The organism is Burkholderia sp. BC1 (assembly GCF_052683555.1).
In genome coordinates, this window is sequence record NZ_JBQYLP010000115.1 from 1 (window position 1) to 10,205 (window position 10,205).

Annotated in this window: 8 protein-coding genes; 3 read left to right on the forward strand and 5 right to left on the reverse strand. The window is 66.6% G+C overall.

Annotated elements, in window-relative coordinates:
- Nucleotides 1-408: 408 nt before the first annotated feature.
- Both ACSHSS_RS28855 and ACSHSS_RS28860 read right to left on the reverse strand, forming a co-directional pair.
- On the reverse strand, nt 409-1,998 hold the full coding sequence (locus tag ACSHSS_RS28855) for an inorganic phosphate transporter (protein ID WP_445545863.1): 1,590 nt from the start codon (nt 1,996-1,998) through the stop codon (nt 409-411).
- A gap of 87 nt (nt 1,999-2,085) precedes the next feature.
- Nucleotides 2,086-2,994: a LysR family transcriptional regulator gene (locus tag ACSHSS_RS28860; protein WP_035955653.1), complete on the reverse strand. Its 909-nt coding sequence runs from the start codon at nt 2,992-2,994 to the stop codon at nt 2,086-2,088.
- Between the two features lie 126 nt (nt 2,995-3,120).
- On the opposite strand from ACSHSS_RS28860, the gene metE reads away from it, so the two are divergent.
- On the forward strand, nt 3,121-5,415 hold the full coding sequence (metE, locus tag ACSHSS_RS28865) for a 5-methyltetrahydropteroyltriglutamate--homocysteine S-methyltransferase (protein ID WP_445545864.1): 2,295 nt from the start codon (nt 3,121-3,123) through the stop codon (nt 5,413-5,415).
- Nucleotides 5,416-5,470: 55 nt separating this feature from the next.
- On the opposite strand, the gene ACSHSS_RS28870 is transcribed toward metE, so the two are convergent.
- Both ACSHSS_RS28870 and speB read right to left on the reverse strand, forming a co-directional pair.
- Complete coding sequence (locus ACSHSS_RS28870) at nt 5,471-6,811, reverse strand: MFS transporter (RefSeq protein ID WP_035955650.1); 1,341 nt, start codon at nt 6,809-6,811, stop codon at nt 5,471-5,473.
- A gap of 51 nt (nt 6,812-6,862) precedes the next feature.
- Nucleotides 6,863-7,819, reverse strand: coding sequence for an agmatinase (speB, locus tag ACSHSS_RS28875; RefSeq protein WP_006409250.1), 957 nt, complete (start codon nt 7,817-7,819; stop codon nt 6,863-6,865).
- Nucleotides 7,820-7,957: 138 nt separating this feature from the next.
- Here speB and ACSHSS_RS28880 point away from each other — a divergent pair, with 138 nt between their 5' ends.
- A complete protein-coding gene (locus ACSHSS_RS28880; RefSeq protein WP_445545865.1) occupies nt 7,958-8,872 on the forward strand; it encodes a LysR family transcriptional regulator in 915 nt (304 codons plus the stop codon).
- A 66-nt stretch (nt 8,873-8,938) separates the two neighbouring features.
- Here the strand turns inward: ACSHSS_RS28880 and ACSHSS_RS28885 are convergent, their stop codons facing one another.
- On the reverse strand, nt 8,939-9,403 hold the full coding sequence (locus ACSHSS_RS28885; RefSeq protein ID WP_006402853.1) for an Lrp/AsnC family transcriptional regulator: 465 nt from the start codon (nt 9,401-9,403) through the stop codon (nt 8,939-8,941).
- Between the two features lie 134 nt (nt 9,404-9,537).
- On the opposite strand from ACSHSS_RS28885, the gene ACSHSS_RS28890 reads away from it, so the two are divergent.
- A complete protein-coding gene (locus ACSHSS_RS28890) occupies nt 9,538-10,161 on the forward strand; it encodes a LysE family translocator (RefSeq protein ID WP_445545866.1) in 624 nt (207 codons plus the stop codon).
- Nucleotides 10,162-10,205: the final 44 nt, after the last annotated feature.

Here is a 10,205-nt window from a genome sequence, read left to right on the forward strand (position 1 = left end):
CATCTCGCCTGCAACTTCGGAAGTTGGTCCATTGATCAGCGTTTCCCTAGTGCTAACGCGATCGCCATGGCCAGCGGTTTGCCGGTGCCAACTCGATCGTTATTGCTGCCGGATCGACGGGGCGCCGACGCGGTCGCTATTGCCAGCAGATCACTAGTGCCAACGCAATCACTACTGCAGACGGGTCATCGGCGCCAACGCGATCGTTACTACCGACGGGTCATCGACGCCGACGCGATCGCCATTGTCAGTGAATCGCCAGCGCTTGCCATCGCGAACTGCGTCACCCGCGGCCACACGATCGCGACCGGCACCCGATCGCCATCACGCCACGCACAGCGTCGACCAACCCGTCACCACCTCACAGCCGCGCTCGACCTCCACAACCCGCCCCGACCACCGCCACCCTCACGCCAGCGACCGAAACACCCAATACAGCGCCCCCGCGAGCACGATCGACGCGGGCAGCGTCAGCACCCACGCGAGCACGAGACTACGAACCGTCCCCCATTGCAGCCCCGACCCGTTCGCGGCCATCGTGCCCGCCACGCCGGACGACAGCACGTGCGTCGTCGAGACCGGCAGCCCGTACGCGTCCGCGGCGCCGATCGTCAGCATCGCGACGAGTTCGGCCGACGCGCCCTGGCCGTACGTCAGGTGCTGCTTGCCGATCTTTTCGCCGACCGTCACGACGATCCGCTTCCAGCCGACCATCGTGCCGAGCCCCAGCGCAATCGCGACCGCGACCTTCACCCAGGTCGGAATGAATTTCGTCGCGTGGTCGAGTTGCGAGCGGTAATTGTCGATCGCGAGCTTGTCGTCGGCGGCGAACGCCGGCTGTCCCGACTTCTCCATCAGCCGGATCGCCTCCGACACGAGATACATCGTGTTGCGCACGTTGTCGACGTCGCCCTGCGGGACGGCCGCCATCGAGCCGGACGAGCCGACCGCGCCGGCCAGCGACCGGGAAAGCTGCTGCACGGCGGGAATCACGACGGGCGTCAGTTCGCGATGCTGCACGTAATGCTCGACATCGGCGCGCGGATTCGCCGAGGGTGCGACGCCGTTCGCATATTTGCCGAGCGTCGCGGCGGCCTGGTTCGCGACCGCGACGAACGTCTGCGATTCGGCCGGCGTCACGGCCTTGTTCAGCGCATATGCGGTCGGCACGGTACCGATCAGGATCAGCATGATCAGCCCCATGCCCTTTTGCCCGTCGTTCGACCCGTGCGCGAACGACACGCCGGTGCAGGTCAGGATCAACAGGCAGCGGATCCAGAACGGCGGCGGCTGATCCTTCTGCGGCTCGCTGTAGAGCTCGGGAATCCGCACGACGGCCTTCAGCGCGAGCAGCAGCAGCGCCGCGCAGACAAAGCCGACGATCGGCGAGAACAGCAGCGATTTGCCGACGCCGAGCGCCTGCCCCCAATCGACGCCGCTCGTGCCCGACGACCCATGCATCAGCTGGTTCATCAGCCCGACGCCGATGATCGAGCCGATCAGCGTATGGGAGCTCGACGACGGGAGTCCGAAATACCAGGTCGCGAGATTCCATACGATCGCCGCGATCAGCAGCGCAAACACCATCGCGAACCCGGCGCCGCTGCCGACCTGCAGGATCAGTTCGACCGGCAGCAGCTGCAGGATCCCGAACGCGACCGCACCGCTCGAGACCATCACGCCGAGGAAGTTCCACATGCCGGACCAGATCACCGCGACGTTCGGCGTCAGCGAGTGCGTGTAGATCACGGTCGCGACCGCGTTCGCCGTATCGTGAAAGCCGTTCACGAACTCGAAGCCGAGCGCGATCAGCAGCGCCGCGCCGAGCATCAGGTACGGGAACAGCGAGCCCTCGCGAACCGGCGCGAGATCGGCGAGCAAATGGGTCGCGATGTAGACGCCGCCGCCTACGAGGACGAGCAGGAAGGCGGCATAGCCGATCTGTCGGGTGCGCTCGACGGAGCCCTGATTGGCGGCGGACGGAGCAGGCTGGTTCATGGCGGCATCTCGTGAAGGAGTCCCGTCCCATCCTAGCGTCGCCATTCAGTCAGTTTGATGACAGCGGGCCCGACCGCCGCGCGCGGCTTACCTCAACAGGCGCGGCGCGTTCCACGTCGATTCGCGTGCGAGCGCGACGAACGCGGCGAGATAGTCGATCTGCGCGTCCGCTTCGCGGATGCCGAGAAAGATCTGTTTCGCGATCCCTTTTTTGCCGAGCTTGACCGGCACGACCGGCATCCGGTCTGCGTATTCGTCGGCGAGCCATCTCGGCAGCGCGGCGACGCCGCGTCCGCTCGCGACCATCTGCAGCATGATGTCGGTCGTCTCGATCGATTTGTGCCGCCTCGGCACGATGCCGGCCGGTGTCAGGAACTGGTTGTAGATATCGAGCCGGTCCGTTTCGACCGGGTACGTGATCAGCACCTCGTCGACGAGTTGTTCGGGCGTCACGTAGTCGGCGCGCGCGAAACGGTGCGCGTCCGCGACGACCAGCACCTGCTCGTAGTCGAACACCGGATCGAACCGCAGCCCCGGTTTGTTCAGCGGATCGGGCGTCACGAGCACGTCGATGTCGTAGCCGAACAGCGCGCCGATTCCGCCGAACTGGAAGCGTTGCTTCACGTCGACGTCGACGTCCGGCCAGCGCGACAGGTACGGCGACACGACCTTCAGCAGCCACTGATAGCACGGGTGGCATTCCATCCCGATGCGCAGCGTGCCGCGCTCGCCTTTCGCGTACTGCTTCATCCGTTCCTCGGCGAGCTCGAACTGCGGCAGCAGCCGATGCGCAAGCCGCAGCAGATACTGGCCGCCCTGCGTGAGCCGCAGCCCGCGGCCTTCGCGGTCCCAGATCGGCGTGCCGAGCTGCTGCTCGAGTTTCTTGACGGTATGGCTCAGGGCCGATTGCGTCAGATGCAGCGCGTTGGCGGCGGCGGTCAGCGAGCCTTGCCGTTCGACTTCGCGAATGACGACGAGATGGAAACGTTCGAGCATGACGTGCGCCGGCGAACCGGATACATGAACAGATTTGATGGATGAATGAAATAATGCCATTTTATTTCATGTGTTGAAATCCCTATCATGGCTGCCGATCCATCATTCCTTCAGAACGGCAGCTCCATGGTCACGACACACAACCTCGGTTTTCCGCGCATCGGCGCGAAGCGCGAACTCAAGTTCGGTCTCGAACGCTACTGGAACGGCGAGTCGTCGCGCGACGAACTGACGGCGCTCGGCGCCGCGCTGCGTCGGCAGCACTGGAACGATCAGCGCGGGCTCGACCTCGTGCCGATCGGCGATTTCGCGTTCTACGATCAGGTGCTCGACATGAGCTTCACGCTCGGCAATCTGCCGAAGCGCGTGCGGGATTTTCACGGCGATCCGCTCGACAATTACTTCCGCGTCGCGCGCGGCCGATCCGCGCAGTCCGCGGACGCGCGCGCCGCGTGCTGCGGCGGCGTCGCGGCCGGCGAGATGACGAAGTGGTTCGACACGAACTATCACTACATCGTCCCGGAGTTCCACGCCGATACGAACTTCTCGCTCGATCCGTCGCGGCTGCTTCAGCATCTCGCGGAAGCGCGCGCGGCGGGCGTGACCGCGAAGCCCGTGATTCTCGGCCCCGTCACCTATCTGTGGCTCGGCAAGTCGAAGGACGATTCCGACCGGCTCGCGCTGCTGCCGAAACTGCTGCCCGTGTACGGCGCGCTGCTCGATACGCTGACCGCGCAAGGCGTCGAATGGGTGCAGGTCGACGAGCCGATTCTCGTCACCGAACTCGATGCCGAATGGCGGCACGCGCTGCGCACCGCCTATGCGGCGCTCGAGACGCGCCGCATCAAGCTGCTGCTCGCGACCTACTTCGGCGAGTTGCAGGACAACCTGACGCTTGCGGCGTCGCTACCGGTCGATGGCCTGCATGTCGATGCGATCAACGCGCGCGACGAGATCGCCGCAGTCGTGCGCGAACTGCCGGCGGACCGCGTGCTGTCGGTCGGCGCGATCAACGGCCGCAATATCTGGAAGACGGATCTGAACGCGACGCTCGACTGGCTCGAACCGCTCGCGAAGCAGCTCGGCGACCGGCTGTGGCTCGCGCCGTCGTGCTCGCTGCTGCACGTGCCGGTCGACCTCGGGAGCGAGGACCGGCTCGATGCAGACATCCGCTCGTGGCTCGCCTTCGCTTTACAGAAACTCGACGAGCTGAAAGTGCTCGCGACCGCGCTGAACGAAGGGCGCGACAAGGTTGCCGACGCGCTTGCCGCGAATGCCGCCGCGATCGACTCGCGTCGCCGCTCGCCGCGCGTGCACAACCCGGCGGTGAAAGACGCGATCGCGCGGATCGACGCACGTCTCGGCGATCGCGCGAGCCCGTATCCGCAGCGCGCGGCGAAGCAGGCCGCGCGACTGAATCTGCCGGCATTCCCGACGACGACGATCGGCTCGTTCCCGCAGACCGCGGAGATCCGGCACGCGCGCAGCCGCTTCAAGGCGGGCACGCTCGACGAAGCCGGCTATCGCGCGGCGATGCGCGCCGAGATCGAGCGCAGCGTGCGCGAGCAGGAGTCGCTCGAGCTCGACGTGCTCGTGCACGGCGAAGCCGAGCGCAACGACATGGTCGAATATTTCGGCGAGCAGCTCGACGGATTCGCGTTCAGCCGGTTCGGCTGGGTGCAGTCGTACGGTTCGCGCTGCGTGAAGCCGCCGATCCTGTTCGGCGACATCAGCCGCCCGAACGCGATGACGGTCGAATGGATCACGTATGCGCAGTCGCTGACACACAAGCCGATGAAGGGCATGCTGACGGGCCCCGTGACGATCCTGAACTGGTCGTTCGTGCGCGACGACCAGCCGCGCTCGGTGTCCTGCCGTCAGCTCGCACTCGCGATCCGCGACGAAGTGCTCGATCTCGAGAAGGCCGGCGTACGCGTGATCCAGATCGACGAGGCGGCGTTGCGCGAAGGGCTGCCGCTGCGCCGTTCGCAATGGAGTGCGTATCTGCAATGGGCGGTCGAGTCGTTCCGGATCGCCGCGAACGGCGTGCGCGACGACACGCAGATCCACACGCACATGTGCTATTCGGAGTTCAACGACATCATCGCGTCGATCGCCGACATGGACGCCGACGTGATCACGATCGAAACGTCGCGCTCCGACATGGAATTGCTCGACGCGTTCGACAGCTTCAGGTATCCGAACGAGATCGGGCCCGGTGTGTACGACATTCATTCGCCGAACATTCCGACGCAGGACCACATCGTCGCGCTGATGAAGAAGGCGGCCGAGCGGATCCCGGCCGATCGTCTGTGGGTGAACCCGGACTGCGGGTTGAAGACGCGCCGGTGGTCGGAAGTGATTCCGGCGCTGGCCAACATGGTGGCGGCCGCGAAGACGCTGCGCGCGCAGCAGCGGTAGCGTCGCCGCGCGGCGCGCCGGGCAGGCGCCGAGGTCTGCCCGGCGAGTGCGACGCTTACGCCGTACGCGCGGCGGTGTGCGCGCCGGCGCGCGGCAGCGCATCGATGTCCTTCGCGGACGATCCTGCATCGTCGATGCTGACGCGGCGCGAGATCAGCCAGACGCACAGCGACGACAGCACTGCGGCGCTCGTGTACTGAATCGCGAGCGGCCACCACTGCGGCGCGGTGTTCTGCGCGATGATCGTCGCGACGAGCGGCGTCAGGCCGCCGGCGAGTGCGCCGCACACCTGATAGGCGATCGAGATCGCCGTATAGCGGATCCGTGCGACGAAGATGCCGCTCACGAAGCCCGCGACGACCGAGTAGTAGCCCGATTCCGCGAGCGTCGCGAGGCCGACGCCGACCGTGATCGACAGCGGCGTGCCGACATGCACGAGCGGCAGCATCACGAACGGCACGATCGCGGCCCACGCGCCGGTGATCAGCAGCACGCGCGTCGTTCCGAAGCGCTGCGCGAAGAACGCGGCCGCGAGCTGCACGACGAACTGCAGCACGGCCACGATCGTCATGCAATGCAGCACCATCGAGCGGTCCAGCGACAGGAACTGCGTCGCATAGCTGATCATGAAGATGTTGCTGAAGTACACGCCGGCGATCCCGTACACGTTCGCACCGATCGCGAGCAGCAGCAGCGGCCAGTACTTCAGCGCCTCGCGCACCGGATTGCGCGCGGTGTCGCCGCTCTTGCGCACTTCCTCGAACTCCGGCGATTCGGACACGCTCGCGCGAATCACGAAGCCGACCGCGAGCAGCACCGCGCTCGCGAGGAACGGCAGGCGCCAGCCCCAGCTCATCAGGTCTTCCTTCGGCAGCGTGCTGATCGCGCCGAACGCGAGCATCGACAGGATCAGGCCGCTCGCGCTGCCGAGCTGCGCGAACGACGCGAAGAACGTGCGCTTGCCTGCCGGCGCATGTTCGCCGGCGAGCAGCACCGCGCCGCCCCATTCGCCGCCGACCGCGATCCCTTGCAGCACGCGCATGAGCACGAGCAGGATCGGCGCGAGCATGCCGGCCGTCGCATAGGTGGGCAGCAGGCCGATCGCGACCGTCGACACGGCCATCAGCATCAGCGTCGCGAGCAGCGAGCGCTTGCGGCCGAAGCGGTCGCCGAGATAGCCGAACAGCACGCCGCCGAACGGCCGCGCGAAAAAGCCCACCGCGAACGAGCCGAACGACGCGAGCAAGCTCACGAAGCGGTTCTCGCCCGGAAAGAACAGCGGGCCGAACACGATGGCGGCGGCGGTCGCATAGCTGTAGAAGTCGTACCACTCGATCGTCGTGCCGACGAACGACGCAAGCGCCGCCCGCTTCGGTTGCTTGACGGAAGTCTCCATCTTTTTCTGGCTCCTCTTGAATCCTCTGATTGGGAATGGTCGCGGCGCGCGTCAGTCGCGGTACGCGACGCCCGGCAGCACGCACAGCAGCTCGTATGCGAGGTTCGCGCCGAGCAGTGCCGTCGTGCCGAACGGGTCGTACGGCGGCGCGACTTCGACGAGATCGCAGCCGACGATGTTCAGCCCGCGCGCGCCGCGGATGATCTCGAGCGCCTGCGGCACCGTGAGGCCCGCGATTTCGGGCGTGCCGGTGCCCGGTGCGTAGGCGGGATCGATGCCGTCGATGTCGAAGCTGATGTAGACGGGCGTGTCGCCGACGCGCTCGCGCACTTCGTCCATCAGCGGCGCGAGCGACTTGTTCCAGCATTCTTCCGCCTGAACGACGCGGAAACCCTGCTCGCGGCACCAGTCGAAGTCTTCGGCTGCGTAGCCGGTGCCGCGCAGGCCGATCTGCGTGACCTTGTCGCCGTGCAGCAGGCCTTCCTCGACCGCGCGGCGAAACGGCGTGCCGTGCGCGATCTTTTCGCCCATCATCGTATCGTTCACGTCGGCGTGCGCATCGACGTGGATCAATGCGACCTTGCCGTGCTTGCGGTGGATCGCGCGCAGGATCGGCAGCGCGATCGTGTGATCGCCGCCGAGCGTGATCGGCTTGCAGTCGTGCTCGAGGATCGCGTCGTACGCGGCTTCGATGCGCGCGATCGAATCGTGCAGGTTGTACGGATTGATCGCGACGTCGCCGATGTCGGCGATCTGCAGCGAATCGAACGGCGCGGCGCGCGTCGCCATGTTGTACGGGCGCAGCAGCACGGACTCGGTACGGATCTGGCGCGGGCCGAAGCGTGCGCCGGTGCGGTTCGACGTGCCGAGATCGAACGGCACGCCGACGAAGCAGGCGTCGAGGCCGGCGGCGCTCGCCACGTGCGGCAGGCGCATCATCGTCGCGATGCCGCCGCAGCGCGGCATTTCATTGCCGCCGAGCGGCTGGAAATGGGTGTGGTCGTTCATGGGGCGCTCTTCCAATGTGGGGTTGCCGTATCATTCGACGCGGCTCGGCGCACAGTTGTACGCGTTCCGGCCTTAAAGAAGAATGCGAAGATATCGACGTAAACATCGATCTTCATCGATGCAAGGAAGGGGAATAGCGTGCTGGGGAATCTGTCGACCCTCGATCTGCGGCTGATCCGCGTGTTTCTCGCGGTGACGGACGCGGGCGGCGTATCGGCGGCGCAGGCGGTGCTGAACGTCGGCCAGTCGACGATCAGCGCGCAGCTGTCGTCGCTCGAGACGCGGCTCGGCTATCGGCTTTGCGAGCGCGGCCGCAGCGGCTTCCGGCTCACGCCGAAGGGCGAGCGGTTCCACGCGATGAGCCGCAAGCTGCTCGCGGCGCTCGACGAATTCGGCATGGCCGCGCGGCATATGGATCGACAGCTGGTCGGCACGCTCAATATCGGGCTGATCGGCCATACGCCGGTGAGCCAGAACGCGCGGATCGCCGAGGCGATCGCTGCGTTCCGTACGCGCGACGAGGCCGTGCGCTTCTCGATCTCGGTTCGCGCGCCGGGCGATCTCGAGGAGAAGCTGCTGAGCGACGAGATCCAGATCGCGGTCGGCTATTTCTGGCATCGCGTGCCGTCGCTCGAATACACGCCGCTGTTCGTCGAGCGGCAGGTCGCGTATTGCGGCCGCGGCCATCCGCTGTTCGCGCGCGCGGGCACGCTGACGCCCGAGGACGTCGCCGGATTCGAGTGGGCCTGGCGCTCGTATCCGCTGCCGGAGGCGCAGATGTCGACGACGCCCGACCGCGTGACGGCGACCGCCGACAACATGGAGGCCGTCGCGCTGCTGATCCTGTCCGGCCATCATCTCGGCTATCTGCCGCAGCATTTCGCGGCGCCGTACGTCGCGCAAGGGCTGCTCGCGCCGCTCGATTCGGAGCGGCTGCGTTACGACGTCACGTTTCACATGGTCGTCGCGCGCAGCGGGCGCGGCAATCCGCTCGTCGAAGCGTTTCTCGAGGACCTCGAGCGCGCGCACCACACGCCGGATACGCCGGCCTGACACCGCTCTCCGCCGCGCGCCCCGCGGGGCTTCGATTTGGCGTTCGCGGCTTCGCCGCCCGCGCGATCAAGGCACGGGCAGCCCCGCGTCGTGTTTGACCTCGCGCAGCGACAGCGCCGATTCGATCGACGTGACGCCCGGCAGCATCCGCAGCGAGTCGCGCAGGAACGTGCCGTAGTCGTCGAGATCGCGCGCCACGATCTGCAACAGATAGTCGGCCGTACCCGCGACGTTGTGGCACGACAGGATCCGCTCGATGCCGAGCACCTCGCGCTCGAAGCGGTCGGCGACCTTGCGGTCGTGCGTCGCGAAGCGCACGAGCACGAAGGCGACGACGCCGAAGCCGAGCGCCTTGCGCGACAACTGCGCACGGTAGCGCTCGATGTAGCCGTCGTTTTCCAGCCGTTTCAGACGCCGCGCACACGGCGTCTCGGACAGGCCGACGCTGTCGGCCAGCCGCGCGATCGACAGGCGCCCGTCGCGTTGCACCGCGGCGAGGATCGCGCGGTCGGTTTTGTCGAGTTCGGTCATCTTGGCGGAAATCCTGTTCGAATGCGCAAATTGTGGCGGATTCCGCTATCGAATGCGAGTACGGGGCCGAAGATGGCCAATAATCCCTCATCCGCCAGCGGCAAACTATCGCCGTTGACGGACGGGGGATGACGATGATTTCCACGCATTTGCTGCTCATTTATCTCGCCGCGCTCGCGGCGATCTACGCCGTGCCGGGGCCCGACATGGCGCTCGTGCTGCAGACCAGCATCGGCCGCGGCGTCCGGCCCGGCATCGCGGCCGCGGCCGGCCTGTCGCTGTCGCGCAGCGCCCACGTGACGCTGTCCGCGTGCGGCGTCGCGGCGCTGATCCGCAGCGCACCGTGGCTCTACGAAGCGATCGGCTACGGCGGTGCGCTCTATCTCGGCTACGTTGCGATCCAGGTGTTCCGCTCGCCGGTATTCGACGTCGGCAACGGCGACGCGGCCGCGGCCGGCGAACTGCGTCAGTCGTTCGTGAAAGGGCTGCTGACCAACCTGCTGAATCCGAAGGCGCTGCTGTTCTGCTCGGTGCTGCTGCCGCAGTTCGTGCGGCCGGAGGCCGGGCCGGTCGTCTGGCAGATGTTCGCGCTCGGCGCGCTGCTGGTCGCGGCCGGTGTCTGCTTCGATCTCGCCTGCGTGTTCGGCGCGTCGCGGATCGCCGCATGGATGCGTGCGCATCCGCTCGCGCAGACGGTGCAGCGCTGGACGTTCTCCGCCGCACTGCTCGGCTTCGCGCTGCGGCTGTCGATGGACTGAGTAACCGTCTACCAAGTCAAGCCTTATGGAGCGAATCGTCCCAA

Coding starts and splice junctions, on each gene's coding strand:
- ACSHSS_RS28855 (WP_445545863.1), bottom strand. CDS start 1,998: ATGAACCAGCCTGCTCCGTCCGCCGCCAATCAGGGCTCCGTCGAGCGC.
- ACSHSS_RS28860 (WP_035955653.1), bottom strand. CDS start 2,994: ATGCTCGAACGTTTCCATCTCGTCGTCATTCGCGAAGTCGAACGGCAA.
- metE (WP_445545864.1), top strand. CDS start 3,121: ATGGTCACGACACACAACCTCGGTTTTCCGCGCATCGGCGCGAAGCGC.
- ACSHSS_RS28870 (WP_035955650.1), bottom strand. CDS start 6,811: ATGGAGACTTCCGTCAAGCAACCGAAGCGGGCGGCGCTTGCGTCGTTC.
- speB (WP_006409250.1), bottom strand. CDS start 7,819: ATGAACGACCACACCCATTTCCAGCCGCTCGGCGGCAATGAAATGCCG.
- ACSHSS_RS28885 (WP_006402853.1), bottom strand. CDS start 9,403: ATGACCGAACTCGACAAAACCGACCGCGCGATCCTCGCCGCGGTGCAA.
- ACSHSS_RS28890 (WP_445545866.1), top strand. CDS start 9,538: ATGATTTCCACGCATTTGCTGCTCATTTATCTCGCCGCGCTCGCGGCG.